This is a genomic window from Pseudomonas sp. NPDC077408 (assembly GCF_050269105.1).
Taxonomy (GTDB): domain Bacteria; phylum Pseudomonadota; class Gammaproteobacteria; order Pseudomonadales; family Pseudomonadaceae; genus Stutzerimonas.
In genome coordinates, this window is the sequence record NZ_JBNNHS010000006.1 from 247,851 (window position 1) to 272,707 (window position 24,857).

Below are 24,857 nucleotides of genomic sequence, written 5' to 3' on the forward strand. Positions count from 1 at the left end.
GTGCAAGGTTCCCGTTTCGGTTGAAAGCGCATGAAGCCGCGCTATATCCGAAGTTCACGATGGCTCCGCAGCATGATAAAAGGCCAGGAAAAAGAAAACCCGCCGAAGCGGGTTTCCCTCTCTACTGCGTTTTCACGCTGCAGCCGCTATTACATCAACGGGATAGTGTAGCTGGCGATCAAGCGGTTTTCGTTGATATCGTTGCCGGTACCATTGCTACGGGCAGTCGCATTACGCCATTTCAGATTCAGGTTTTTCAGAGCACCTTCCTGGAGCGTGTAAGCAATGTCCATGTCACGTTCCCACTCTTTGCCTTCAACACCAGCACTACGCTCGAAGTTATCGCCAGTGACGTAACGGGTCATGAAGGTCAGCCCGGGAACGCCGATGGAAGCGAAGTTAAAATCGTAGCGTGCCTGCCAGGATTTTTCGTCTTCGTTGGCAAAATCATTGATCTGAACATAGTTCACAAGGAACGGATCTGTTGCGCCAGCCAGATAGGCGAAGCCAGTGTCGCCGCTCATCTTCTGGTAACCCAGACCAAAACTATGACCGCTCAGCGAATAAGTGACCATCGCTCCGAGGGCTTTGTTGTCAACGTTGCTGCTACCATCGTCAGTGGAGCGTGCATAGCGCAAGTCCGTTTTCAAGGATTGCTTGTCGCCCAGTGGTAGAACATGCACGAGGTTGTAAGAGTGCTGCTTGTATAGGTCTTCCAGGTTGCTGTAGTAATAACCTGCTGTCAGGTTATCCATCAGCTTATAGTTACCGCCTAGGAAAACAAACTCGTCAGATTCGTTGGTTGCGTTGGCGTCCATGACGATGCCGCGAGTGTTAGTGGTTTTGCCGAATGCAGTTGCGCCATTAACGGCCATCAGTTCATGGTTCATCGAATCGCGGTGGTTGATACGATTCGCATATCCGGCTTCGAGCGTTAGATCTTTGATCTCCTTGGAAACCAATTGTGCGCCTTGCATGACCTGGGGGAGCAGCCGGCTGTCGCTGGTGCCGATGGCCTGGTTTTTCAGCTGAAGAGTACCGACCTTAAGTACGGTTTCGGAGAGCTTCGCTTTGGCAGTCAGGCCAAATTCGGAAAAATCATCCGGAGCTTCGTTTCCAAAGGAGCTAGGCATCAAGCCTGAGCCGGCAGTGTCTTCGCTGGAATACAGCTTTACGCCCAGCAGGCCGAGTGCGTCAACACCAAAGCCTACGGTGCCTTCGGTGTAGCCAGATTCAACACGTAGAATAAAGCCTTGCGCCCATTCTTCTTGCTTCGATTGGCCTTTTACTCCGCCGTCCTGACGGAAGTCGCGGTTGAAATAGAAGTTACGCAGTTCCAAACCAGCCTTAGTATCTTCAACGAAGGCAGCCTGAGCCATGGTTGGAATAGCCAGTGTTGCTCCCAGAGTGGCAAGGGCCACGCCCCGGGCGATTGGGGTCTTGAGCATTTCTTATTTCTCCTCGTTGGATGATGCTCTGAAGTCGCTCTTTGGCGCCGTGTAATAAAACACTACCTCAGTATTTGAGCCTTTAGACCTTAGTCTTTAAGGCTTAAGTGGGGGCGTTGGTAACTCTTCCGGTAGCGATTTCTGACCAGCTAAACGTTGGTTCGGAATACTACCGATACGCGCCTAAGCCTCCAGCCCTGCGGCTCTGGGGTCGCTTGGGCTGCAGCATCCTAGCCGTTTGCCAGCGTCGCGTCGATTCGCAAAATCAAACCGTTGTTTGAGTGGGTTCAAGGTCACACTTTTTTATTCGGACTAGGTCCAGAGAACGAGATGCTGTGGGCAGTCAGCTGCATCGTGACGGGCCTGCTAGAATTGCGCTGCCCCTTAATGAGCTCCTGACTATGCATCTACCAGAGTGTCAACTATTCGGAACGCTGGGTTGCCATCTGTGTGAGCAAGCCGAGGCGGTAGTGCTGCCGCTCGTAGAGAATGGGTTGCTAGTTGAACTGCTGGATATAGCGGAGCGTCCGGATTGGTTTGACGATTATGGCCTTCGTATACCCGTGCTCCGGCGTGTCGACACGGGCGCCGAACTGGATTGGCCGTTCGAGGTAGAGCAAGTCGTTTGGTTCTTGCGGAGCTAGCTTCGATGACGCGTGGTGGATGCGTTCGAGGCAGTAATGACGAATCGATATCAAAAGGGGCGAGGGAGGTAAACCTAGGCAATGCCTTATGGTTTTCAAAGCAAAAAACCGGCCATGGGGCCGGTTTTTTCTAAGACTGATTAAGCCTGAGCGGGATTTTGGTCGGAGCGACTGGATTCGAACCAGCGACCTTCTCGTCCCGAACGAGACGCGCTACCAAGCTGCGCTACGCTCCGAAGATGGCGCGCATTTTACATAAAAAGTTTTGCTTCACAAGCGTCTAGCGAAGGCTTTTTCACCTGTGCCAAGGATGGTGCGTCGTCCGAAAGGGTGGTGAGCTAGAGCTCTTGGACAGTGCGAACCTGATCCTTATTTACTCTGCCCGGTTTCCCGTCAATGCCTTCAAATTTATAGAAGCCTGCTTCGTCGTCATATTCAGGCTGGTCCAGCGTTTGAATTTCGCGACCGTCGTTGAGCGTGATGACACTGGGGCTCGAGCAACCGGTAAGGAGGGTCATTCCGACCAGGGCGGCCAAAGCGGGCCCGGTAATTGTGCGCATGTTGAAACTCCTCTGTAGTTGCGTCTGTGACGGCGTTTGACGCGCCTAAGTTCCCTCTGGAGGCGCCTGCTGCGAAAGCAGCTCCGGTGAGTTTAGATTGGCCAGGCGCGGGTCGTCTGTATGGAGATCAAGGGCGCGCACTTGCAGCGTCAGTAGCACCTTCAAATTGCTTCGTTCGCCCATCTGCCAGGCGGCCTCGATAGCGGGGGCGAGTTTGACCGGGATAATGCAAAACAATGGTTCCCACTGTGCGCCGCTTCGAGTCATCAAAGGCGTGTCGGGGTCTTGTTGTGCCGTTTCGTACAGTTGTCTTAGTAATGCTTCGTCTATCAGGGGTGCGTCGCAGGGCAGCACCATCATCCAAGGGTGGTAAGCCGCTGCGAGCCCGGCTCGTATGCCTGCAAGCGGCCCTGGAAAATCCGGCTCATCGTCATTAACCAGGCGGTCGGCAAAAGCAGCGTAACGCGTTTGGTTGCGATTGCAGGAAATTAGGAGATCATCCGTCAGGGGGCGAGCGATGCGATGCGGCCATGCCAAAAGGGGCTTGCCGTTCCAGTCTACGAGCCCCTTGTCTCGCCCGCCCATGCGCTGTCCTCGCCCGCCCGCCAATAGCAGAATCGAACAATTCGCGAGCCTGTGTTGGATCATTGAATACTCCTTCAAAATCCTGTCTATAACACCCGGTCGCGCTTTCCAACAACCTCAAGGTGTGGCAAGACGATGGCTTAATTGGTCGTCGTTCTGTTGGATATCGAGCGAAAAGGGATGGCGGGGTAGCCAGGGTTTAGCTTCAGGCGCCCTCGTCACTGCAGTTTCGTGAATGGGTGTCTTGAGAGCTATCAGTCAGTAGCCTTTATTAAGGGCTAAATCGGCTTCGGCCCGATGTCTACCGTGCCGCCAACGCTCGAGGCATTACGTCGGACATCGTCGCCCCTCGCTGCTGGCGACAAACTGATCGGATTTTTTACTGTCTACCTTTCCCATCTTTGCCAACTCTGGCTGCGATTTGTCTGGTATTGCCCATAACCAAGGAGAAATATGATGCAGGAGAGAAATGCCTGGGTCGATTACGCCAAAGCCATTGGGATCATTCTGGTGGTCTACGGACATGTCGCGCGTGGGGTCTTCAACGCCGGTTTGCCGATGGATCAAGACGAATATCTTCTCGTCGACAGTGTCATCTATAGCTTCCACATGCCGTTGTTCTTTTTCCTGTCGGGTTTGTTCTTTTACGACTCACTTGTTAAGCGAGGGAAAACCGGACTGGTCGTGAACAAGGTCGATACCATTGTTTACCCCTTCATCGTGTGGTCCTTGTTGCAGGGAGTGGTAGAGGTCGTGCTGTCAAACTATACGAACGGTGATGTGACGTTAGGGGAGGTGTTCTCCTTGCTCTGGTCGCCACGGGCTCAGTTCTGGTTTCTCTATGCGCTGTTCCTGGTCTTCGTTGTCTGCTCCTTGGTTTACGCAAAGACTGACCGTCGCTACTTTCTGCCGCTTTTGCTGGTCTTCGGTGTGCTTTATGTGCTCAGTCGAGATCTGGCTGTCGGCAGTATCGGCAAGTTTATCTTAGGCAATGCGGTGTTCTTTGCGCTCGGTATCTGGTTCAACGAGATTAAGGCGTATTTTCTTACCCGGTATGTCCCTCTCACCTTGTTGCTCGGGGTGTCATTTGTGATTGGGCAGTACCTGTTTCACGTAACGTTCGGCTTGAATTGGGAGGTGGGCGGCTTGCCGGTGCTTGCGCTAGCGACTGTTTCGATCCTGTTCGTGATCGCCCTTTCGATGTGGCTCGGCCGGTTTCGCATGGGCTGGCTGCTATTCATTGGCGCCTCATCCATGACGATCTACCTGATGCATATTCTGGCGGGGAGCGGTATCCGAGTGATCCTTGGCAGCTTTATGGGCATCGACTCCATAGCTGTCCATTTGATTGTCGGAACCTTGATCGGGCTTGTCGCGCCCTTGCTGGCTCAGATGATCATCAAGCGGTACGACCTGTATTTCATGTTGGCTCCGCCGAAGTCGTTTTCCGCGACCCGCCTGCTGACACGCAGGGCAATGGCACATTGATCGGGTAGATTTTTGCAGGTGTAACGGTTGGCCTTGCCCCCGCGCCGTGTCGTTTTACTGTCAGTATCCGAACGGCTTTCGGGACTTTTTGCGGCCCGTAGCGGTTTTCCTCAACCACAGCTGACTCGTAGAATTTCAAGCGATTCGTCTGTCGTCAGGGTTAGTCGCTGAGCGTTGTATTCCATTGTGACAACGTCTCCCGGTCGAACGATTCGAGCAATGGCGGCCTTGCTTTTTCGTCGTGCCTGATCGAGAAGCGCCGGGCTGGCCTGCTCCCCAATAAGCGTCTGGATAGAAGAGGCATCGCATTTACCGGCGTTGCTTCCTGCCGGTTGCACGGTGCCGAATGGCGGCTGACAGCCAGTTAGGATGGCACTGCATGCCATCAGAGCAGCTATGCGGACGATGTTCATATCGGTCTCCTTCGGTTTTGACGTTGTTGATAACAGTCACGAGTCCGCAAATCCAGTCGAGTCGCTGGCGCAAACCACAGCGGACAAGGGAACTGGCGGAACAGCCGGCCCGTCTTACCGTTGAAGGCTCATTGCGCACCGCACTGGCCGCAAACAAAATCAAGGAATTCCGCCATGTTTAACTCGTCCGTGATGAAGCGTGTTGCTACCCTTCTAGCAGCGATGCACTTCATGCTGTTCGCACAGATTCCACTGGCCCAGGCGGCAATGATCGGCAGTGCGGAGATAATTGCCGAACAACAGCAGCAGGTAGATCGCCAGCAATTGCTGACAATGCTTGAGAATGAAGACGTCCAGAAAAAGCTAGTCTCAATGGGCGTTGAGCAGGATCAGGTCGAGCAGCGAATCAACAGCCTGACACCTGCAGAACTTGCGCAATTCAATCAGCAACTGGATCAAGCGCCGGCCGGTGCAGGGGTGGTTGGGATTATCGTGCTGTTTCTCGTCATCTTCATCGTGACCGACCTCCTGTGCGCTACGAATATCTTTAACTTCGTCAACTGTATCAACCGTTAATGCAGCGACTGATACTGCTGTTTGCCGTACTCCTTCTCGGGGCGTGTGCGCGAGCGCCGATCGTCCCGGTTGGAGTCGCGGGTCTCCCCGAGCAGGTTGAGTTGGACGAAGTTCCATTCTTTCCGCAAGAAGACTATCAATGCGGGCCTGCTGCACTCGCGACTATGCTTACCCAGCGTGGCATCGCTACCCGGCCGGAGCAGCTCGTCAAACGGGTTTATCTTCCGAAGCGCAAGGGCAGTCTGCAGGTTGAAATGGTTGCGGCTGCCAGGGCTCACGATTTGTTGGTTTATCCGTTAGAGCCCCGGCTGGAAGCGGTGCTGACCGAAGTGGCAGCCGGGAATCCTGTTCTGGTGCTGCAGAACCTTGCCTTTGATCGCTGGCCTCAATGGCATTTTGCGGTAGTGGTGGGGTATGACCTGGCGACGCAGACCCTCGTACTGCGTTCCGGAACTACTCGACGCTGGACCGGAACTTTTCGCCAGTTCGAGCGAAGCTGGGCCAAGGGCAAGCGTTGGGCTGTGGTGACGGTTTCGCCCGATCAGTTGCCTCGTACTGCGCAGGAAACTGTCTGGCTGAAGGCTGCGAATGATCTTGAGCAAATCGGGCGTAATGGTGCGGCTTTGAAGGCGTATGAAACGGCTGCGCAACATTGGTCTAGTGGCTTGTCATGGTTCGTTCTGGCCAACGCTCGGTACGCGCTAGGCGACAGAAATGCTGCGGAGCAAGCCCTGCGGACCAGTGTTCAACGTGACAACTCTTTCGCACCTGCCTGGTTCAACCTTTCGCAGGTGATGGCGGAGCGGGGATGCCATATTCAGGCATCTGCAGCCCATGCATGCGCGGTGCAGCTGGCGCCGAAGGACCGCCGATTGAGAGCAGAGTTACCCCGGGGGCCGGACGAGCCGGGCGCGTGTGAGGCCGCTCCAGCTTGCCCCTATCAGTGATGCGTCAGAAGCCGATCCTGTCGCGCAGGCTGTAATAGAGCGCACCAAGCGCACTTATTGGCGCGCTGAACTTCTGACCACCAGGAAAGGGGTAATGCGGCAAGCTGGCAAAGGCGTCGAACCGCTCTGCCTGGCCTCCTAGTGCTTCGGCGATAACCTTCCCGGCGACATGGGTATAGGTGACACCGTGACCGCTGCAGCCTTGAGAATAATAGATGTTATCGCCGAGTCGACCGACTTGCGGTAAGCGCGATAATGTCATCAGAAAGTTGCCGGTCCAGGCAAACTCCGTCTTGATGTTTTGGAGTTGTGGGAAGGTCTTGAGCATTTTCGGTCGGATGATCGAGTCGATATCGGCTGGATCGCGCGCGCCGTAGACCACCCCACCGCCATAGATCAACCGCTTGTCAGCGGATAGCCGAAAGTAGTCGAGCAGATAGTTGCTGTCTTCTACGCAGTAGTCTTGTGGGAGCAGGGCAGCTGCTAACTCAGGGTCGAGGGGCTCTGTAGCAATCACTTGGGTTCCGCAGGGCATGGATTTAGCTGCCAATTCCGGAATCAGTCCTCCGAGATAGGCATTTCCCGCCACGACGACGAACTTCGCGGTCACTTGGCCGTGCTGAGTATGAACACGCGGAGTGCTTCCTCGATCAATACGGACTGCTGGGGTTTGTTCGTAGATCACGCCGCCCAGTGATTCGACGGCTGCTGCTTCGCCTAGTGCAAGGTTGAGCGGATGGATGTGGCCGCCGCCATGATCCAGCAGTCCGCCTGCGTATCGCTCGCACGCAACAACCTTTCTGATGCCATCGTGGTCGAGCATCTCAAGTTGATCGTAGCCGTAACGCTCCCAGAGCGCTTTTTGCGACTCGAGGTGGTGCATCTGCTTGGCATTGAATGCGGCAAATACGCCTCCGCTTTTCAGATCACAGTCGATGCCATAACGTGCCACCCGCTCGCGGATGATGCGTCCACCCTCGAATGCCATGGCCCCGATTAGTCGTGCAGCGTCAGTACTGGCCGTGCGCTCGACGGTGTCGATATCACGGCTGTAACTGTTGACGATCTGCCCGCCATTGCGTCCGGAGGCGCCAAAGCCGACCTTGGCGGCCTCCAGTACGACGACGCGAAACCCCTGCTCGAGAAGGAACAGCGCTGTCGACAGCCCGGTATAGCCAGCGCCGATTATGCAGACATCCGTCTCAATGTCGGTTTTCAGGGGGCTGCGAACTGGAGCCCGGTTCGCTGAGGCTGCGTAATAGGAAGCCGGGTATGAGGTGTGCGACATTATGGTTGCCCCGTTGTAAATACTTGACGCAGATGCTATCTCGAGAGCGCTGTGCGCGCTATAGCAGCGCAAGGTTCCTTTTCGTTACGTCAAAAATTACAAATATCAGTGGCTTAGCGAAAAAGCGCTTGACTCTTTCAGGTGAGTCTCTAGAATGCGCGTCCATCGGAGGCACATAGCTCAGTTGGTTAGAGCACCACCTTGACATGGTGGGGGTCGTTGGTTCGAATCCAATTGTGCCTACCAATTCCGAAAAGGGTCGCGCTAGCGACCCTTTTTTTATGCCTTGCTTGTCAGCGCGGCGGCTTTCTGAAAGCATCCGCGCTCCTGTATTTCCAGTGACTTCGGTCCGTCTCGATCGCCTTAGGGCTCCTGCCAATGTGCGGCAGGTTATTCGGCGGGTCGCTTTCCTGGCTCATCCCAACCCATGTGGCCTTTGGTAGGGGTCACCACTAGGAGAGGAGGCGCCATGCCCACCATTACTCTTCCTGACGGCAGTCAGCGTTCGTTCGATCATCCGGTCTCCGTTGCTGAAGTGGCACAATCCATAGGTGCCGGTTTAGCCAAGGCGACTCTTGCCGGCAAGGTCAATGGTCGTCTGGTTGATGCCTGTGACCTGATCGAGAGCGATGCGAGCCTGCAGATCATCACGCCGAAGGATGAAGAGGGACTGGAGATCATCCGCCACTCCTGCGCTCACCTGGTTGGTCACGCTGTCAAGCAGCTCTATCCAACTGCGAAGATGGTTATTGGTCCAGTCATCGCCGAAGGTTTCTATTACGATATTGCCTTCGAGCGACCGTTTACCCCGGATGATATGGCTGCGATTGAGCAGCGCATGAAGCAGTTGATTGATACCGAATACGATGTGATCAAAAAGGTTACGCCTCGTACTGAGGTTATCGAAGTATTCAGGTCGCGTGGTGAGGACTACAAGCTACGTCTGGTTGATGACATGCCTGACGAGCAGGCCATGGGTCTCTATTACCACGAAGAATACGTCGACATGTGCCGTGGTCCGCATGTGCCAAATACCCGCTTCCTCAAGTCATTCAAGCTAACCAAGCTGTCCGGTGCCTACTGGCGTGGCGATGCGAAGAACGAACAGCTTCAGCGCGTCTACGGCACTGCCTGGGCGGACAAGAAGCAACTCGCAGCTTACATTCAGCGAATTGAAGAAGCCGAAAAGCGCGATCATCGCAAGATTGGCAAGCGCCTTGATCTCTTCCATACCCAGGAAGAGGCACCTGGCATGGTGTTTTGGCACCCGAACGGCTGGACCATCTACCAAGTGCTTGAGCAGTACATGCGCGGCGTGCAGCGTGTGAACGGTTACCAAGAGATCAAAACACCGCAAGTTGTGGATCGCAGCCTGTGGGAGAAATCCGGGCACTGGGGCAACTACGCTGAAAACATGTTTACCACTGAGTCGGAAAGCCGCGATTACGCGATCAAGCCGATGAATTGTCCCTGTCACGTTCAAGTGTTCAATCAGGGGCTCAAAAGTTACCGTGAGCTGCCGCTGCGTCTTGCAGAGTTTGGCTCTTGCCACCGCAATGAGCCTTCTGGTGCGCTGCACGGGATCATGCGCGTCCGCGGTTTTACGCAGGATGATGCGCACATCTTCTGCACTGAGGAACAGGTCAGTGCTGAGGCAGCTGATTTCATCAAGTTGACCATGCAGGTCTATGCTGATTTCGGTTTCAGTGACATCAAGTTGAAGTTGTCAACGCGGCCTGAGAAGCGCGTCGGAGACGACGCGTTCTGGGATCGCGCCGAAGCAGCGCTGGCAGGTGCGCTGGACGCGGCTGGATTGCCTTGGGAGTATTTGCCGGGGGAGGGTGCGTTCTACGGGCCGAAGATCGAATTCACGTTGCTCGACTGCCTGGGTCGTTCCTGGCAGTGCGGCACCCTGCAGTACGATCCGAACATGCCCCAGCGTCTCGATGCGAGTTACGTGGCGGAGGATAACAGTCGAAAGACGCCGGTCATGCTGCACCGCGCGATCCTTGGTTCGTTCGAGCGCTTTATAGGTATTCTGATCGAGCACTATGAGGGCGCGTTCCCGGCCTGGCTGGCTCCGACGCAAGCTGTGGTTATGAATATCACCGATAAGCAGGCTGATTTCGCGCTGGAAGTGGAGAAAACACTTACCCAAAGCGGCTTCCGTGCCAAGTCCGACTTGAGAAACGAAAAGATCGGCTTTAAAATCCGCGAGCATACCTTGCTCAAGGTTCCCTATCTCCTGGTTATCGGGGACAGGGAAGTAGAGACACGAGCCGTTGCTGTGCGCACCCGTGAAGGCGTCGATCTGGGCTCCATGCCCCTGAATGACTTCGCGCAGTTGCTGACACAAGCGGTTTCCCGGCGTGGTCGCCAAGAATTGGAGTAATGACTATTAAGCGTGAAATGAGACAGGATAAACGAGCTGCACCCAAGGCCCCGATCAACGAGAATATCTCGGCTCGTGAGGTCCGTTTGATTGGTGCTGATGGCGAGCAGGTTGGCATCGTCTCGATTGATGAAGCGCTTCGTATAGCTGAAGAAGCCAAGCTGGATCTGGTGGAAATTTCCGCCGATGCGGTTCCTCCTGTATGCCGGATCATGGATTACGGCAAGCACCTCTTCGAAAAGAAGAAGCAGGTTGCTGCAGCGAAGAAGAACCAGAAGCAGATTCAGGTCAAAGAAATAAAGTTTCGTCCAGGGACGGAAGAAGGGGACTACCAGGTCAAGCTACGCAACCTGGTGCGTTTCCTGAGTGAAGGGGACAGGGCCAAGGTATCGTTGAGATTCCGCGGTCGTGAGATGGCGCATCAGGAGCTGGGGATGGAACTGTTGAAGCGGGTCGAGGCTGATCTCGTGGAGTACGGTTCGGTCGAACAGCATCCAAAGATGGAAGGACGCCAGCTGATCATGGTCATCGCTCCCAAGAAAAAGAAGTAACCACCAGGGCACTGGCAGGCCTTGCGGTTATTTGAAATCACCCACACTGTGGAGTACCGAACATGCCAAAGATGAAGACTAAAAGCGGCGCTGCAAAGCGCTTCAAAAAGACGGCGAATGGCTACAAGCACAAGCACGCTTTCAAGAGCCACATCCTGACCAAAATGTCTACCAAGCGTAAGCGTCAGCTGCGTGGTACATCTCTGATGCACCCGTCTGACAAAGCAAAAGTAGAGCGCATGCTGCGCGTTCGTTAATTCGGTCAAGACTCAGAGGAATAACTCATGGCTCGTGTTAAGCGTGGCGTCGTCGCTCGTCGCCGTCACAAGAAAATTCTGAAACTCGCTAAAGGCTACTATGGTGCTCGTTCGCGAGTGTTCCGTGTTGCCAAGCAGGCGGTTATAAAGGCTGGCCAATATGCCTACCGTGACCGCCGTCAGCGGAAGCGTCAGTTCCGCGCTCTGTGGATCGCTCGTATCAACGCTGGCGCTCGTGTAAATGGTCTGTCCTACAGCCGTTTCATTGCTGGTCTGAAAAAAGCGGCTATTGAGATCGACCGTAAGGTCCTGGCCGAGTTGGCAGTGAATGAAAAAGCAGCTTTTGCTGCAATTGTCGAAAAAGCCAAAGCTTCTCTGGCCTAAGCCCATCGACAATCGAGTCTTCGGATTCGTAGCGTCACCGATAGGGGAAGAGCCTTGTGCTCTTCCCCTATTTCGTATCTGAAGGGGCATTTGCAAAAATGCACCTCGCGTAAAGCCTAAGTGCTGATCGTCTGGTGCGGTTCTGCAAGAACCTCTGGAGGTTGTACATGGAAAACCTGGATGCACTGGTCTCGCAAGCGCTTGAGGCGGTGCAACATAGTCAAAACATCAACGCCCTGGAGCAGATCCGGGTTCAGTATCTCGGCAAGAAAGGCGAGCTGACCCAGGTCATGCAGACCCTGGGCAAACTATCCGCAGATGAACGCCCCAAGGCCGGTGCGCTCATCAACGCAGCGAAGAGCCGTGTTCAGGATGAGCTGAATGCCAAGAAGGCGGATCTGGAGCAAGCTGCGCTGAGCGCCAAGCTCGCTGCCGAGCGGATCGATGTGACATTGCCAGGACGGGGAGAGGCCTCCGGCGGACTGCATCCGGTGACGCGTACACTAGAGCGGATCGAACAATTCTTCAGTCATATCGGCTATAGCGTTGCCGAGGGGCCAGAGGTCGAAGACGACTACCACAACTTCGAAGCGCTCAATATCCCCGGCCATCATCCTGCCCGGGCGATGCACGACACCTTCTATTTCAATGCCAACATGCTGTTGCGTACCCATACCTCGCCCGTTCAGGTGCGCACGATGGAGTCGCAGCAGCCGCCCATCCGCATCGTTTGTCCGGGGCGTGTCTATCGATGCGACTCGGATATCACCCATTCGCCTATGTTCCATCAGGTTGAGGGCTTGCTTGTCGATGAGGGTATTAGCTTTGCGGATCTGAAAGGCACAATCGAGCAGTTCTTGCGGGTGTTCTTCGAAAAGCCTCTCGGCGTCCGTTTCCGGCCCTCGTTCTTCCCGTTTACCGAGCCGTCGGCCGAAGTGGACATGCAGTGCGTCATGTGCGGCGGAAAGGGATGTCGCGTCTGCAAGCAGACCGGCTGGCTCGAGGTGATGGGCTGCGGCATGGTGCATCCGAACGTGCTGCGCATGTCCGGTATCGATCCGGAAATATACCAGGGCTTCGCTTTCGGTATGGGGGCCGAGCGGCTTGCCATGCTGCGCTATGGCGTCAACGACTTACGCCTGTTCTTCGATAACGACCTGAGGTTCCTGGCTCAATTTCGCTAGGTCCAGAGTCCAGTCAAAGAAATTTTAGGAGAGCAGGATGAAATTCAGCGAGCAGTGGTTGCGTACTTGGGTCAATCCGCAAGTTTCTCGTGAGGAACTGGTGGCGAGGCTGTCGATGGTCGGCCTCGAAGTGGATGCGGTCACCCCGGTGGCCGGTGAGTTCAGTGGCGTTATCGTGGGCGAGGTGCAGAGCGCCGAGCAACATCCGGATGCGGACAAGCTGCGCGTCTGCCAGGTCAGCAATGGCAGCGAAACCTTTCAGGTAGTCTGTGGTGCGCCCAACGTGCGTCCAGGCCTGAAGATTCCTTTTGCGCAGATCGGCGCGCAGCTGCCGGGCGACTTCAAGATTAAGAAAGCGAAGCTTCGCGGCGTCGAGTCCAACGGCATGCTCTGCTCGGAAACCGAGTTGCAGGTTGGTACAGACGACAGTGGGCTTATGGAGCTGGCTGGCGATGCCCCGGTTGGTAGCGATTTGCGAGTGTATCTCGGCCTGAACGACGCGAGCATCGAAATAGGCCTGACGCCGAACCGTGGCGACTGCCTCTCTGTCGCAGGGCTAGCGCGTGAGGTAGGCGCCATCTACGGCGCGACGGTCGCTCCTGTCGATATCGTTCCGGTGGCTGCGAGCCATGACGAGGTGCGCCCGGTCGAGGTGTTAGCACCCGCAGCCTGTCCGCGTTATCTCGGACGCGTGATTCGTAATGTAGACCTGTCGCGACCCACTCCGCTGTGGATGGTCGAGCGGTTGCGTCGTTCCGATATCCGCAGCATCGATGCGGTGGTAGATGTCACCAACTATGTAATGCTCGAACTTGGGCAGCCACTGCACGCGTTTGACTTGGCCGAGATCCGGGGAGGCATCAGGGTTCGAATGGCTGAGGATCAGGAAAAGCTCGTCCTGCTCGATGGGCAGGAAGTGACCCTGCGCAGCGATACCTTGATCATCGCTGACCATCAGCGCGCCCTCGCAATCGCCGGGGTCATGGGTGGTGAGCACAGCGGGGTGAGTGCAGCGACACAGGACCTGTTTCTGGAAAGTGCTTTCTTCGACACCATTGCCCTTGCCGGCAAGGCGCGCTCCTATGGTCTGCATACCGACGCCTCGCATCGTTACGAGCGAGGGGTTGACTCCCAGCTGGCCCGCCGGGCCATGGAGCGGTCGACTGCATTGTTGTTGGATATTGTTGGCGGCAGCGCCGGGCCCGTAGTCGAAGCCGTCAGCGACGCCGATCTTCCCCGCGTTGCACCGATTCTGCTACGCAAGGATCGAATCGAGCAGATGCTGGGGTTGAACATGGCGAGCGATCAGGTCGTCTCGCTGCTGTCAGCTCTGGGGCTGGGGGTTGCCGAACTGGGCGAAGAGTCATGGGAAGTCAGCGTTCCCAGTCACCGATTCGATATCAGTCTAGAGGTAGATCTAATCGAGGAGCTGGGGCGTCTGTATGGCTATGACCGCTTACCGGTGCGTTATCCCCAGGCTCGTCTGGCGCCCGAAGCCAACCCTGAATCCCGAGCCGAACTCCCCGCCCTGCGCCGCTTGCTGGTTGCCCGTGGCTACCAGGAAGCGATCACCTACAGCTTCATCGACCCAAAAATGTTCGAGCTGTTCAGCCCTGGCACCGAGCCGCTACAATTGGCGAACCCGATCTCGTCGGACATGGCGGCGATGCGCGCGACGCTATGGCCAGGATTAATCAAGGCACTGCAGTACAACCTGAACCGGCAACAGACGCGGGTGCGTCTGTTTGAGAGCGGCCTACGTTTTGTCGGCCAGCTTGGCGAGTTGAAGCAGGAGCCGATGCTGGCCGGTGTCATCACCGGCAGCCGTTTGCCGGAGGGTTGGGGCAACGATAGAGCCGCAGCTGATTTCTATGACATGAAAGCCGATGTTGAAGCCTTGCTCGGATATGCCGGTAACGCTACCGCCTATGGCTTCGCCGCCGCCGAGCATCCTGCTCTACATCCTGGACAGGCTGCTCGAATCGAGCGGGAAGGGCGTCTGGTCGGCTATATCGGAAGTCTTCATCCTGAGTTGGCCGCCACGCTGGGTATAGATCAGCCCGTCTATCTGTTCGAGCTGTTGGTCGCCGAAATCAGCGAAGGCCGGCTGCCGCGTTTCAGTGAGCTGTCCCGTTTTCCTGAAGTGCGTCGCGATCTGGCGATTTTGGTGGCGCGTGAGGTTCCGGCTGACGATGTGTTGCTATGCATTCGTAAGGCCGCGGGCGAGAACCTGACGGACCTCAAGCTATTTGATGTCTATCAGGGTAAAGGTATTGATCCTCTTAGCAAAAGTGTGGCAGTCGGCTTGACCTGGCAACACCCTTCGCGCACTCTAAACGACGACGAGGTGAGTGGTGCGATGCAGCAAATCCTCTCCTCCTTGGAAGAAAGGTTCAACGCCACGTTAAGGAAATAGCGTATGGGGGCTCTGACGAAAGCTGAAATGGCGGAACGTCTATTTGAAGAGCTAGGCTTGAATAAGCGCGAAGCTAAAGAGTTGGTCGAGCTCTTTTTCGAGGAGATTCGCCAGGCGCTTGAGCATAATGAGCAGGTGAAGTTGTCCGGGTTCGGCAACTTCGACCTGCGCGACAAGCGGCAGCGTCCTGGGCGTAACCCGAAAACCGGCGAAGAAATTCCCATCACGGCGCGTCGTGTCGTGACATTCCGGCCCGGCCAAAAATTAAAAGCCAGAGTCGAAGCATATGCTGGAACCAAGTCATAACGACGAACTGCCAACGATACCTGGCAAGCGCTATTTCACTATAGGTGAAGTGAGTGAGCTATGTGCAGTTAAGCCGCATGTGCTGCGCTATTGGGAGCAGGAATTTCCACAGCTGAATCCTGTGAAGCGTCGTGGAAACCGGCGCTACTATCAGCGTCAGGACGTGCTGATGATCCGGCAGATCCGTTCGTTGCTTTACGAGCAGGGCTTTACTATTGGCGGTGCTCGCCAGCGGATGTCAGGCGATGAGGCTCGTGAGGATACTACTCAATACAAGCAGCTCATCAGGCAGATGATAACTGAGCTTGAAGACGTGCTTCAGGTGCTTAAAACCTAAGCCCTGCTGACGAAAAAACTTTCACATATTCAGTCGCTTAATGTATAGTTCGTTCCGTTTTCAGCGAACCTGAAGATGCAGTCGGGGCGTAGCGCAGCCTGGTAGCGCACTTGCATGGGGTGCAAGGGGTCGAGTGTTCGAATCACTCCGTCCCGACCAAAAGTCCCCAGAAAATCCAGTCACTTAACGGTGACTGGATTTTTTTATGTCTGAGGTTTTGTAATGCCTCAGAGTTTTCCTGCTTTCTGCTTGCCGCTGGGGTCTGCCGGGTTTGCGAGCGCTCGGGCTGCAAATCTAGCAGCTCCTGCTGGGTGGCGATGCGTGGTAATGGTTTTGTCGCTTCGGTATGGCTCTCTGACGGCAAAATTGCGGTAGCTCGAGGCGCACGACTCTTCAGTGGTGGTGTGTCGTTTGCGGCTAGCGGCCTCGTGATATCCCTTCTCGTTGCCGCAATGCTGAGTTAGGCGCTCCTCAGTCCTTTAGTGCCAGCGAGTCGCGGTGCTTGCCTGGCTGTGCCTGGGAGCGCGCCAAGCTTCGCTGGCTTGGATTCTGTACTGGTGCAACTTTGGCAGCGTGCGGCCTTGGCTGGCTGTAGGACATAAAATGCAGTCGGTTCTGGGGTGCTAAGGTCTGAGGCGGCAAGTTGGACGTAGCGAAGCGTCAGGAAGCGGCGCAGAGGGGAAAGCTGCTCGTCGATTTTTGTGTCACTCACTCGTGCCCGCTATCGGGCGCCTGTCTTGGCTCAGGCGTGTTCTATATTAATTCTCGCTCGGGACGCGAGTGCAGCCGAGCTAATCAGCGCATCCTGCACGGCATGGATGATGAGGGTTGCGGCTACCATCAGGGCGTTCTGAGGGAGTGAGTCAGCGAAAATGAGGTGCTGCCTCGGCAGCACCACGGTCTCGATCGGCTCGTAAGCTAGGTGTGGAGTGATCGGCAATCACAATGGTGGGCGCGGACCGATTCGGTCCAGAAATAAAAAACGCCCAGTGCGCTGCACTGGGCGTTGAGGTAGCTAACACTAAAAAGCTGTGTCTATTCAGGGTAAGGCGGTTCGCGTTGCCTTAGCGATTCAGGTCCCGTTGCGGGTGGCCGGTGTACAGCTGGCGTGGACGACCGATCTTCTGACCCATCGCAATCATTTCTTTCCAGTGCGAGATCCAGCCGACAGTGCGTGCAAGCGCGAAGATCACGGTGAACATACTGGTTGGAATGCCGATCGCCTTGAGAATGATGCCGGAGTAGAAGTCAACGTTCGGGTAGAGGTTGCGTTCGGCGAAGTAGGGATCGTTTAGTGCGATCTCTTCAAGCTTCATTGCAAGTTCGAGCTGCGGGTCGTTGATGCCGAGTTCGCTGAGTACTTCGTCGCAGGTCTGCTTCATGACCTTGGCGCGTGGGTCGAAGTTTTTGTAGACGCGGTGACCGAAGCCCATCAGTTTGAACGGGTCGTTTTTGTCCTTGGCCTTGGCAAGGAATTTTTCGATGTTCGAAACGTCGCCAATCTCGTCCAGCATGGTGAGTACGGCTTCGTTGGCGCCGCCATGTGCCGGGCCCCACAGCGCTGCAATGCCAGCAGCAATGCAGGCGAACGGGTTGGCGCCGGTCGAGCCGGCCAAGCGTACGGTGGACGTTGAGGCGTTTTGCTCGTGGTCCGCATGCAGAATGAAGATGCGGTCCATGGCTTTTGCAAGAACCGGGCTGATCGGCTTCACTTCGCAAGGTGTGTTAAACATCATGTGAAGGAAGTTTTCAGCGTAGTTTAGATCGTTACGCGGGTACATCATCGGCTGGCCCATGGAGTACTTGTAAACCATGGCGGCCAGTGTTGGCATCTTCGCGACCAGGCGAACCGCCGAAATCTCGCGGTGGTGCGGGTCGTTAATATCCAGAGAGTCGTGATAGAAGGCCGAGAGCGCGCCTACAACACCGCACATGATGGCCATCGGGTGCGCATCACGACGGAAACCGTTGAGGAAAGACTTGAGCTGTTCATGAACCATTGTGTGGTTCTTGACGGTGCTGATGAACTTTGCTTTTTCCTCAGCAGTAGGCAGTTCGCCGTTCAGCAAGAGGTAGCAGGTTTCGAGGTAATCGGCTTTTTCGGCCAGCTGCTCGATCGGGTAGCCGCGATGAAGCAAAACTCCTTTGTCACCGTCGATATAGGTGATCTTGGATTCGCAAGAGGCGGTGGACATGAAGCCGGGGTCGAAGGTAAAGCGACCCGTGGAGGTCAAGCCTCGTACGTCGATTACGTCGGGCCCTACGGTGCCGGATAGAACGGGCAGTTCGATGGCGTCTGCGCCTTCGATGATCAACTGCGCTTTTTTGTCAGCCATGTATGGCCTCCTGTTTTATGCTTGGAATCATCATGGCCCCCCACGCAGGGCCCGCATCACTATAGTGAGATAAATCACAAAGTCAATTTGGGCGAGTGGCCAGTTGTAGAGGGGGTTAGGGGTGAATTCGCAACACAGAAAAAGCTATTTACGCGAATTACAAACCGAGGCGCCATCCGCCTTTAGTGGCACTTCACCACATTGTCATTAGCGACCTAACTGTTTATAATCGGCGACCGACCGGCAGGGGCCTTACAGGCAGTTTCCTGTGGGTTGTCACTCGTGGGTGGCGGGTACCGCTGCGTGCTCTTCCCAACAACTTTGCCCTGCGGTTTCGGGGCTCTCAAGTGTGAAAAAAAGCCGTGAAAAGCCAACGACCTGTAAACCTAGATCTTAGGACAATAAAACTCCCAATCACTGCTTACACCTCAATCCTTCATCGCATTTCTGGCGTGATCTTGTTTGTTGGTGTGGCCGTCCTGCTGCTTGCGCTTGATGTCTCTTTGTCGTCTGTCGAAGGCTTTGAAGAGGTGAAGGCGTATCTCGGTAGTCCGCTGACGAAGCTGGTGGTCTGGGCTTTGCTCTCTGCGTTGCTGTATCACCTGGTGGCCGGTGTGCGCCATCTGGTCATGGATACCGGCCATGGCGAAACGCTGGAAGGCGGGAAGCTGGGCTCGAAAATCGTTTTGGCCGTATCGGCGGTGCTGATCGTTCTGGCGGGAGTTTGGATATGGTAACCAATGTCACCAACTTTTCCCGTTCGGGTCTGTATGACTGGATGGCCCAGCGCGTTTCAGCGGTGGTCCTGGCGGCTTATTTTCTCTTTCTGATCGGATACCTCATTGCGAATCCGGGGTTGGATTACGCTCAGTGGCATGCGTTGTTCTCCGCTCAGTGGATGCGCATCTTCAGTCTCCTTGCACTCGTTGCCCTCAGTGTTCATGCATGGGTTGGTATGTGGACGATTTCCACTGACTACCTGACCAACATGGCAATCGGTAAGTGGGCTACCGGCGTGCGTTTTCTCTTCCAGGCGGTGTGTGGCATAGCTATGTTCACCTTCTTCGTCTGGGGCGTGCAGATTCTTTGGGGTATCTGATCCATGGCTAGCATTCGTACTCTTTCTTATGACGCCATCATTATTGGTGGCGGTGGCGCGGGCATGCGCGCCGCGCTGCAGTTGGCCCAGGGTGGCCACAAAACTGCGGTGGTTACCAAGGTTTTTCCGACCCGCTCGCATACCGTATCCGCACAAGGTGGCATCACCTGTGCGATCGCTTCGGCCGACCCGAACGATGATTGGCGTTGGCACATGTACGATACCGTTAAGGGCTCCGATTACATCGGCGACCAGGATGCTATCGAATATATGTGTTCCGTTGGCCCGGAGGCTGTTTTCGAGCTGGAACACATGGGCTTGCCGTTCTCCCGAACCGAGCAGGGGCGCATCTACCAGCGTCCATTCGGTGGTCAGTCCAAGGACTATGGCAAAGGTGGTCAGGCTGCTCGCACCTGCGCGGCCGCTGACCGTACTGGTCATGCGCTGCTGCACACTCTCTATCAGGCCAACCTGAAGGCGGGCACGTCCTTCCTCAATGAATGGTATGGCGTGGATCTGGTGAAGAATCAGGATGGCGCCATCGTGGGCATCATCGCGATCTGCATCGAAAACGGCGAAACGGTCTACATCCGGTCCAAGGCTGTGGTCTTGGCCACCGGAGGTGCAGGGCGTATCTACGCATCGACCACTAACGCGCTGATTAACACCGGTGACGGTATTGGCATGGCGTTGCGCGCAGGTGTGCCGGTTCAGGATATTGAGATGTGGCAATTCCATCCGACCGGCATCGCTGGTGCCGGTGTGCTGGTAACCGAAGGTTGCCGTGGTGAAGGTGGATACCTGATCAATAAGCACGGCGAGCGCTTTATGGAGCGTTACGCGCCGAACGCGAAAGATCTGGCGGGTCGTGACGTAGTTGCTCGCTCCATGGTTAAAGAAATCCTGGCTGGTAACGGCTGTGGTCCAGATGGCGACCACGTGATGCTGAAGCTCGATCACCTGGGTGAGGAAGTGCTGCACAGTCGTCTACCGGGCATCTGCGAGCTGTCGAAAACCTTTGCGCATGTCGATCCTGTCACTGCTCCGGTGCCTGTAGTTCCGACCTGTCACTACATGATGGGTGGTGTCGCCACTAACATCCACGGCCAGGCAATGACCCAGGATGCCAATGGAAATGACAAGATCATTGAAGGGCTGTTCGCGGTAGGCGAAGTGGCGTGCGTATCGGTTCATGGCGCCAACCGTCTGGGTGGCAACTCTCTGCTTGACCTCGTTGTATTCGGTCGCGCCGCCGGTCTTCATCTGGAAAAAGCTCTGAAGGACGGTATCGAGCACCGCGGTGCGACTGAGACCGATCTGGACGTTGCGCTGAGTCGTCTCGCCAGCTTGAACGAGCGGACCGAGGGCGAAGACGTCGCTTCGCTGCGTAAAGAACTGCAAAGCTGCATGCAGAATTACTTCGGTGTATTCCGTACCGGCGAGTACATGCAGAAGGGCATTGCCCAGCTTGCTGATCTCCGCCAGCGCATCGCCAATGTGAAGATTTCTGACAAGAGCCAGGCATTCAATACCGCCCGTATCGAAGCGCTGGAGCTGCAGAATTTGCTGGAAGTGGCTGAAGCAACTGCCATCGCTGCAGAGAATCGCAAAGAATCGCGCGGCGCACATGCCCGCGAGGATTTCGAGGAGCGTGATGACGAGAACTGGCTGTGCCACACCCTGTACTTCCCGGGTGAGAAGCGCGTAGCCAAGCGTGCCGTGAACTTCTCTCCGAAGACTGTTCCGACTTTCGAACCTAAGGTTCGGACTTACTGAGGTCGCCGATATGTTGCAAGTGAGCGTTTATCGTTATAACCCGGATAAAGACGCCAAGCCCTACATGCAGGATTTTCAGGTCAATACCGATGGTAAGGACCTGATGGTGCTGGACGTGCTCGCCCTCATCAAGGAACAGGACGAAGGCTTCTCTTATCGTCGTTCATGCCGTGAGGGGGTTTGCGGCTCTGACGGCATGAACCTGAACGGCAAGAACGGGCTGGCCTGCATCACACCGCTCTCGTCTGTAGTCAAAGGCAACAAGCTTGTGGTTCGTCCGCTACCTGGTTTGCCAGTTATTCGTGACTTGGCGGTGGATATGGGCATCTTCTATAAGCAGTACGAGAAGGTTCGCCCTTATTTGATGAACGATACACCGGCTCCGGCTATCGAACGTCTGCAGAGTCCGGAAGATCGAGAGAAGCTCGACGGTCTGTACGAGTGCATCCTTTGCGCTTGTTGTTCGACGAGCTGCCCGTCCTTCTGGTGGAATCCAGATAAGTTCCTAGGGCCCGCTGCGCTGCTGCAGGCTTATCGCTTCCTGGCCGACAGCCGCGACACCGAGACGGAGAACCGTCTGTCTGCGTTAGATGATCCGTTCAGCGTGTTTCGCTGCCGGGGTATCATGAACTGCGTGAGTGTCTGTCCGAAAGGGCTGAATCCGACCAAGGCCATTGGCCATGTGCGGAACATGCTGCTGCAGAGCGCTACCTGATGCCCCCGAGGTGTCTGCGGCTATCGATGGTAGTTGCAGATCCTTAATGCTTCACCGCGACACCTACGGCGCCAGAGTTCAAACTCGGCGCCGTAGTCTTAGTAGGAATCCCAGCTCACAAAGCCGGGGTTTCGCTCTGAAAATTTGATGACCAGCAGGGGCATCCGGGGTGGTTCTCGGAAACTATCTGCGCGGTCCGTAGTGGCTTTACCTGGGTCGCTGCTTCAGAACTTGGGAAGTCATGCTGCGGTCTCCACGCTGGTGGTGTCTCCTTATCGAAGGTGACCAGACATGCAAGAAAGCGTAATGCAGCGCATGTGGGACAGTGCCCACCTATCCGGTGGTAACGCTGCCTATGTGGAAGAGCTCTACGAGCTCTACCTGCACGATCCCAACGCTGTGCCCGAAGAGTGGCGCACCTATTTCCAGAAGTTGCCGGTCAGCGGTGGCGCTGCGGCCGATGTATCGCATTCGACAATCCGCGATCACTTCGTATTGTTGGCCAAGAACCAACGTCGTGCTCAGCCTGCTTCAGCCGCTAGCGTCAGTAGCGAGCATGAGAAGAAACAGGTCGAAGTGCTGCGTCTGATCCAAGCTTATCGGATGCGTGGACATCAGACTGCCCAGCTAGACCCGCTCGGCTTGCAACAGCGCCCGGCTCCAGCTGATCTGGCGATCAATAACTATGGCCTGACCGACGCAGATCTGGATACGGTGTTCCGCACCGGCGACCTTGCCATGGGCAAAGATCAGGCCACATTGCGCGAGATTCACCAGGCGCTGCAAGAGACTTATTGCCGCACTATCGGGGCTGAATTTACCCACATCGTCGATTCAGACCAGCGCACTTGGTTTATCCAGCGGCTCGAAAGCGTTCGTGGACGTCCGTCCTTCTCGCCTGAAATCAAGAGCCACCTGCTTGAGCGCCTTACTGCTGCTGAAGGGCTCGAAAAGTACTTGGGCACCAAATATCCGGGTACCAAGCGTTTTGGTTTGGAAGGTGGTGAGAGCCTTATTCCGTTGCTGGACGAAATTATCCAGCGGTCAGGCTCCTACGGCACTAAGGAAATCGTCATTGGCATGGCCCACCGCGGCCGTCTCAACGTACTGGTCAATACCTTCGGTAAAAACCCACGCGACCTATTCGACGAGTTCGAAGGCAAGAAGGTTGAAGGGCTCAGCTCCGGTGATGTCAAGTATCACCAGGGCTTCTCTTCGAACGTCATGACTCCGGGTGGCGAAATACACCTGGCGATGGCGTTTAACCCTTCGCACCTGGAAATTGTGTCGCCAGTGGTTGAGGGCTCAGTTCGCGCTCGTCAGGATCGTCGTTGCGATGCGGTGGGTGACAAGGTACTGCCAGTCACCATCCACGGTGACGCCGCCGTTGCGGGGCAGGGCGTAGTTATGGAAACCTTCCAGATGTCCCAAACTCGTGCATACCGCACGGGCGGCACCATCCGGATCGTGATTAATAACCAGGTTGGCTTCACCACCAACAAGCAGGAGGACGCGCGCTCCACCGAGTACGCGACCGACGTCGCAAAGATGATTCAGGCGCCGATCTTCCACGTGAACGCGGATGATCCTGAAGCAGTTCTGTTTGTCACCCAGCTTGCTGTCGACTACCGGATGCAATTCAAGCGCGACATCGTCATCGACCTGATCTGCTATCGGCGTCGCGGTCACAACGAAGCGGACGAGCCCAGCGGCACTCAGCCGCTCATGTATCAGAAAATCGCCAAACAACGCACCACTCGTGAGCTGTATGCCGATGCGCTGACGAAATCGAGCGTGCTCGACAATGAACAGGTTCAGGCCAAGGTCGACGAATACCGAGCCGCGCTCGATAACGGCCTTCACGTGGTCAAGAGCCTGGTCAAGGAGCCGAACAAGGAGCTGTTCGTCGATTGGCGGCCGTACTTGGGCCATACCTGGACTGCTCGATACGACACGCGTTTCGAGCTAAAAGCGCTGCAGGAATTGTCCAGCAAGATGCTGGCAGTGCCGGAAGGCTTCGTCGTTCAACGTCAAGTGTCGAAAATTCTCGAAGACCGCCAGAAGATGGGTGCCGGCGCGCTTGCCATCAACTGGGGCTATGCCGAGACACTGGCTTACGCGACCCTGCTGTTCGAAGGTCATCCAGTTCGCATCAGTGGCCAGGACGTCGGCCGCGGGACCTTCTCGCACCGCCACGCGGCGTTGCACAACCAGAAGGATGGCAGCACTTACATCCCGCTACAGCATCTCTACGAAGGGCAGCCTCGCTTCGACCTGTACGACTCCTTCCTGTCGGAAGAGGCGGTACTGGCGTTTGAGTACGGCTATGCCACTACCATGCCTAACGCACTGGTAGTGTGGGAGGCGCAGTTCGGTGACTTTGCCAATGGTGCTCAGGTCGTCATCGACCAATTCATCACCAGTGGCGAGCACAAGTGGGGCCGTCTGTGCGGATTGACCATGCTGCTGCCGCACGGTTACGAAGGTCAGGGGCCGGAGCATTCGTCCGCGCGGCTGGAGCGTTACCTTCAGCTGTGCGCCGAGCACAACATTCAGGTATGCGTGCCGACAACGCCCGCTCAGGTCTATCACATGTTGCGCCGCCAGGCGATCCGCCCGCTGCGCAAGCCTCTGGTAGCGCTGACGCCGAAGTCATTGTTGCGGCACAAGTTGGCAACGTCGACCCTGGAAGACTTGACCCAAGGTTCGTTCCTGACCGTGATTCCGGAAATCGATCAGATCGATCCGAGCAAGGTCGAACGCGTTGTCATGTGCAGCGGCAAGGTCTATTACGATCTGCTGGATAAGCGTCGCAACGAAGGCCGTGAAGACATCGCCATTGTTCGCCTGGAGCAGCTGTATCCGTTCCCGGAAGATGATCTGGCTGAGGTGCTGGCGCCTTACCAGAACGTCAAGAGCATCGTCTGGTGCCAGGAAGAGCCGATGAACCAGGGTGCCTGGTATTGCAGCCAACATCATATGCGTCGCGTTGCCGTCGCGCATAAGAAGGAGCTGTTCCTGCAATACGCGGGTCGTGAAGCCTCTGCAGCACCTGCAGTCGGTTATGCCTCCATGCACGCCGAACAGCAGGAAAAACTGCTGCAGGACGCCTTCACCATTTAATCATTCTTGCAAGAGGCCGCGAACACCGCGGC

23 protein-coding genes and 3 tRNA genes are annotated in these 24,857 nt (G+C 55.9%); 19 read left to right on the top strand and 7 right to left on the bottom strand.

Annotated elements, in window-relative coordinates; all coding sequences use genetic code 11:
• Positions 1–149: 149 nt before the first annotated feature.
• On the bottom strand, positions 150–1,448 hold the full coding sequence (locus tag ACQKEK_RS16800; protein ID WP_499143831.1) for an OprD family porin: 1,299 nt from the start codon (positions 1,446–1,448) through the stop codon (positions 150–152).
• 401 nt (positions 1,449–1,849) lie between these two features.
• Here ACQKEK_RS16800 and ACQKEK_RS16805 point away from each other — a divergent pair, with 401 nt between their 5' ends.
• Positions 1,850–2,092, top strand: coding sequence for a glutaredoxin family protein (locus tag ACQKEK_RS16805; RefSeq protein WP_128119262.1), 243 nt, complete (start codon positions 1,850–1,852; stop codon positions 2,090–2,092).
• Positions 2,093–2,251: 159 nt separating this feature from the next.
• Here ACQKEK_RS16805 and ACQKEK_RS16810 read toward each other — a convergent pair.
• The 3 genes from ACQKEK_RS16810 to mobA all read right to left on the bottom strand — a co-directional run bounded on the left by ACQKEK_RS16810 (position 2,252) and on the right by mobA (position 3,300).
• Positions 2,252–2,328: transfer RNA gene (locus tag ACQKEK_RS16810), tRNA-Pro, on the bottom strand.
• 102 nt (positions 2,329–2,430) lie between these two features.
• Positions 2,431–2,652, bottom strand: a complete 222-nt coding sequence (locus ACQKEK_RS16815; protein ID WP_499143832.1) for a YgdI/YgdR family lipoprotein — start codon at positions 2,650–2,652, stop codon at positions 2,431–2,433.
• A 45-nt stretch (positions 2,653–2,697) separates the two neighbouring features.
• The gene (gene mobA / locus ACQKEK_RS16820; protein WP_499143833.1) at positions 2,698–3,300 is read right to left on the bottom strand and encodes a molybdenum cofactor guanylyltransferase MobA; all 603 of its coding nucleotides are present in this window, start codon (positions 3,298–3,300) and stop codon (positions 2,698–2,700) included.
• A 393-nt stretch (positions 3,301–3,693) separates the two neighbouring features.
• Between mobA and ACQKEK_RS16825 the strand changes: the two genes are divergently transcribed.
• A complete protein-coding gene (locus ACQKEK_RS16825) occupies positions 3,694–4,725 on the top strand; it encodes an acyltransferase family protein (protein WP_499143834.1) in 1,032 nt (343 codons plus the stop codon).
• 110 nt (positions 4,726–4,835) lie between these two features.
• On the opposite strand, the gene ACQKEK_RS16830 is transcribed toward ACQKEK_RS16825, so the two are convergent.
• Complete coding sequence (locus ACQKEK_RS16830; RefSeq protein ID WP_499143835.1) at positions 4,836–5,138, bottom strand: I78 family peptidase inhibitor; 303 nt, start codon at positions 5,136–5,138, stop codon at positions 4,836–4,838.
• 174 nt (positions 5,139–5,312) lie between these two features.
• On the opposite strand from ACQKEK_RS16830, the gene ACQKEK_RS16835 reads away from it, so the two are divergent.
• Together ACQKEK_RS16835 and ACQKEK_RS16840 are read left to right on the top strand one after the other, a co-directional pair.
• On the top strand, positions 5,313–5,714 hold the full coding sequence (locus ACQKEK_RS16835; RefSeq protein ID WP_045426272.1) for a PA2779 family protein: 402 nt from the start codon (positions 5,313–5,315) through the stop codon (positions 5,712–5,714).
• The gene (locus tag ACQKEK_RS16840) at positions 5,714–6,661 is read left to right on the top strand and encodes a PA2778 family cysteine peptidase (protein ID WP_499143836.1); all 948 of its coding nucleotides are present in this window, start codon (positions 5,714–5,716) and stop codon (positions 6,659–6,661) included. The genes ACQKEK_RS16835 and ACQKEK_RS16840 overlap by 1 nt, the downstream gene beginning before the upstream one ends.
• A gap of 4 nt (positions 6,662–6,665) precedes the next feature.
• Here the strand turns inward: ACQKEK_RS16840 and ACQKEK_RS16845 are convergent, their stop codons facing one another.
• A complete protein-coding gene (locus ACQKEK_RS16845) occupies positions 6,666–7,949 on the bottom strand; it encodes an NAD(P)/FAD-dependent oxidoreductase (protein WP_499143837.1) in 1,284 nt (427 codons plus the stop codon).
• 169 nt (positions 7,950–8,118) lie between these two features.
• Between ACQKEK_RS16845 and ACQKEK_RS16850 the strand changes: the two genes are divergently transcribed.
• From ACQKEK_RS16850 to ACQKEK_RS16895, 10 genes are all read left to right on the top strand, one after another.
• Positions 8,119–8,195, top strand: a tRNA-Val gene (locus ACQKEK_RS16850).
• Positions 8,196–8,418: 223 nt separating this feature from the next.
• On the top strand, positions 8,419–10,341 hold the full coding sequence (thrS, locus tag ACQKEK_RS16855) for a threonine--tRNA ligase (protein WP_499143850.1): 1,923 nt from the start codon (positions 8,419–8,421) through the stop codon (positions 10,339–10,341).
• Positions 10,341–10,892, top strand: coding sequence for a translation initiation factor IF-3 (infC, locus tag ACQKEK_RS16860; protein WP_181689948.1), 552 nt, complete (start codon positions 10,341–10,343; stop codon positions 10,890–10,892). Before thrS ends, infC begins: the two co-directional genes overlap by 1 nt.
• Positions 10,893–10,954: 62 nt before the next feature.
• Positions 10,955–11,149 (top strand): 50S ribosomal protein L35, encoded by a 195-nt coding sequence (gene rpmI, locus ACQKEK_RS16865; protein WP_046162144.1) that lies wholly within the window; start codon positions 10,955–10,957, stop codon positions 11,147–11,149.
• A gap of 27 nt (positions 11,150–11,176) precedes the next feature.
• Positions 11,177–11,533 (top strand): 50S ribosomal protein L20, encoded by a 357-nt coding sequence (gene rplT, locus ACQKEK_RS16870; RefSeq protein WP_019339387.1) that lies wholly within the window; start codon positions 11,177–11,179, stop codon positions 11,531–11,533.
• A 167-nt stretch (positions 11,534–11,700) separates the two neighbouring features.
• Positions 11,701–12,717, top strand: coding sequence for a phenylalanine--tRNA ligase subunit alpha (gene pheS / locus ACQKEK_RS16875; protein WP_499143838.1), 1,017 nt, complete (start codon positions 11,701–11,703; stop codon positions 12,715–12,717).
• 37 nt (positions 12,718–12,754) lie between these two features.
• The gene (gene pheT / locus ACQKEK_RS16880) at positions 12,755–15,133 is read left to right on the top strand and encodes a phenylalanine--tRNA ligase subunit beta (protein ID WP_499143839.1); all 2,379 of its coding nucleotides are present in this window, start codon (positions 12,755–12,757) and stop codon (positions 15,131–15,133) included.
• Between the two features lie 3 nt (positions 15,134–15,136).
• Complete coding sequence (gene ihfA / locus ACQKEK_RS16885) at positions 15,137–15,439, top strand: integration host factor subunit alpha (RefSeq protein ID WP_045426292.1); 303 nt, start codon at positions 15,137–15,139, stop codon at positions 15,437–15,439.
• The gene (locus ACQKEK_RS16890) at positions 15,420–15,776 is read left to right on the top strand and encodes a MerR family transcriptional regulator (RefSeq protein WP_045426295.1); all 357 of its coding nucleotides are present in this window, start codon (positions 15,420–15,422) and stop codon (positions 15,774–15,776) included. Before ihfA ends, ACQKEK_RS16890 begins: the two co-directional genes overlap by 20 nt.
• An 82-nt stretch (positions 15,777–15,858) precedes the next feature.
• A tRNA-Pro gene (locus ACQKEK_RS16895) sits at positions 15,859–15,935 on the top strand.
• Between the two features lie 905 nt (positions 15,936–16,840).
• On the opposite strand, the gene gltA is transcribed toward ACQKEK_RS16895, so the two are convergent.
• A complete protein-coding gene (gltA, locus tag ACQKEK_RS16900) occupies positions 16,841–18,112 on the bottom strand; it encodes a citrate synthase (protein WP_045426299.1) in 1,272 nt (423 codons plus the stop codon).
• 362 nt (positions 18,113–18,474) lie between these two features.
• Between gltA and sdhC the strand changes: the two genes are divergently transcribed.
• The 5 genes from sdhC to ACQKEK_RS16925 all read left to right on the top strand — a co-directional run bounded on the left by sdhC (position 18,475) and on the right by ACQKEK_RS16925 (position 24,825).
• A complete protein-coding gene (gene sdhC, locus ACQKEK_RS16905) occupies positions 18,475–18,849 on the top strand; it encodes a succinate dehydrogenase, cytochrome b556 subunit (RefSeq protein WP_499143840.1) in 375 nt (124 codons plus the stop codon).
• The gene (gene sdhD, locus ACQKEK_RS16910) at positions 18,843–19,211 is read left to right on the top strand and encodes a succinate dehydrogenase, hydrophobic membrane anchor protein (RefSeq protein WP_128119268.1); all 369 of its coding nucleotides are present in this window, start codon (positions 18,843–18,845) and stop codon (positions 19,209–19,211) included. The genes sdhC and sdhD overlap by 7 nt, the downstream gene beginning before the upstream one ends.
• Before the next feature lie 3 nt (positions 19,212–19,214).
• Entirely contained in the window at positions 19,215–20,987 is a 1,773-nt protein-coding gene (gene sdhA, locus ACQKEK_RS16915; protein WP_127839543.1) for a succinate dehydrogenase flavoprotein subunit, read from the top strand.
• Positions 20,988–20,997: 10 nt separating this feature from the next.
• Positions 20,998–21,702, top strand: coding sequence for a succinate dehydrogenase iron-sulfur subunit (locus tag ACQKEK_RS16920; RefSeq protein WP_045426311.1), 705 nt, complete (start codon positions 20,998–21,000; stop codon positions 21,700–21,702).
• A 291-nt stretch (positions 21,703–21,993) separates the two neighbouring features.
• Entirely contained in the window at positions 21,994–24,825 is a 2,832-nt protein-coding gene (locus tag ACQKEK_RS16925; protein ID WP_499143841.1) for a 2-oxoglutarate dehydrogenase E1 component, read from the top strand.
• The last annotated feature ends 32 nt before the right edge of the window (positions 24,826–24,857 follow it).

Coding starts and splice junctions, on each gene's coding strand:
- rpmI (WP_046162144.1), top strand. CDS start 10,955: ATGCCAAAGATGAAGACTAAAAGCGGCGCTGCAAAGCGCTTCAAAAAG.
- mobA (WP_499143833.1), bottom strand. CDS start 3,300: ATGATCCAACACAGGCTCGCGAATTGTTCGATTCTGCTATTGGCGGGC.
- ACQKEK_RS16830 (WP_499143835.1), bottom strand. CDS start 5,138: ATGAACATCGTCCGCATAGCTGCTCTGATGGCATGCAGTGCCATCCTA.
- sdhA (WP_127839543.1), top strand. CDS start 19,215: ATGGCTAGCATTCGTACTCTTTCTTATGACGCCATCATTATTGGTGGC.
- ACQKEK_RS16925 (WP_499143841.1), top strand. CDS start 21,994: ATGCAAGAAAGCGTAATGCAGCGCATGTGGGACAGTGCCCACCTATCC.
- ACQKEK_RS16815 (WP_499143832.1), bottom strand. CDS start 2,652: ATGCGCACAATTACCGGGCCCGCTTTGGCCGCCCTGGTCGGAATGACC.
- pheT (WP_499143839.1), top strand. CDS start 12,755: ATGAAATTCAGCGAGCAGTGGTTGCGTACTTGGGTCAATCCGCAAGTT.
- pheS (WP_499143838.1), top strand. CDS start 11,701: ATGGAAAACCTGGATGCACTGGTCTCGCAAGCGCTTGAGGCGGTGCAA.
- ACQKEK_RS16840 (WP_499143836.1), top strand. CDS start 5,714: ATGCAGCGACTGATACTGCTGTTTGCCGTACTCCTTCTCGGGGCGTGT.
- ACQKEK_RS16805 (WP_128119262.1), top strand. CDS start 1,850: ATGCATCTACCAGAGTGTCAACTATTCGGAACGCTGGGTTGCCATCTG.
- ihfA (WP_045426292.1), top strand. CDS start 15,137: ATGGGGGCTCTGACGAAAGCTGAAATGGCGGAACGTCTATTTGAAGAG.
- ACQKEK_RS16890 (WP_045426295.1), top strand. CDS start 15,420: ATGCTGGAACCAAGTCATAACGACGAACTGCCAACGATACCTGGCAAG.
- ACQKEK_RS16825 (WP_499143834.1), top strand. CDS start 3,694: ATGCAGGAGAGAAATGCCTGGGTCGATTACGCCAAAGCCATTGGGATC.
- infC (WP_181689948.1), top strand. CDS start 10,341: ATGACTATTAAGCGTGAAATGAGACAGGATAAACGAGCTGCACCCAAG.
- ACQKEK_RS16845 (WP_499143837.1), bottom strand. CDS start 7,949: ATGTCGCACACCTCATACCCGGCTTCCTATTACGCAGCCTCAGCGAAC.
- thrS (WP_499143850.1), top strand. CDS start 8,419: ATGCCCACCATTACTCTTCCTGACGGCAGTCAGCGTTCGTTCGATCAT.
- ACQKEK_RS16920 (WP_045426311.1), top strand. CDS start 20,998: ATGTTGCAAGTGAGCGTTTATCGTTATAACCCGGATAAAGACGCCAAG.
- gltA (WP_045426299.1), bottom strand. CDS start 18,112: ATGGCTGACAAAAAAGCGCAGTTGATCATCGAAGGCGCAGACGCCATC.
- ACQKEK_RS16800 (WP_499143831.1), bottom strand. CDS start 1,448: ATGCTCAAGACCCCAATCGCCCGGGGCGTGGCCCTTGCCACTCTGGGA.
- rplT (WP_019339387.1), top strand. CDS start 11,177: ATGGCTCGTGTTAAGCGTGGCGTCGTCGCTCGTCGCCGTCACAAGAAA.
- sdhD (WP_128119268.1), top strand. CDS start 18,843: ATGGTAACCAATGTCACCAACTTTTCCCGTTCGGGTCTGTATGACTGG.
- ACQKEK_RS16835 (WP_045426272.1), top strand. CDS start 5,313: ATGTTTAACTCGTCCGTGATGAAGCGTGTTGCTACCCTTCTAGCAGCG.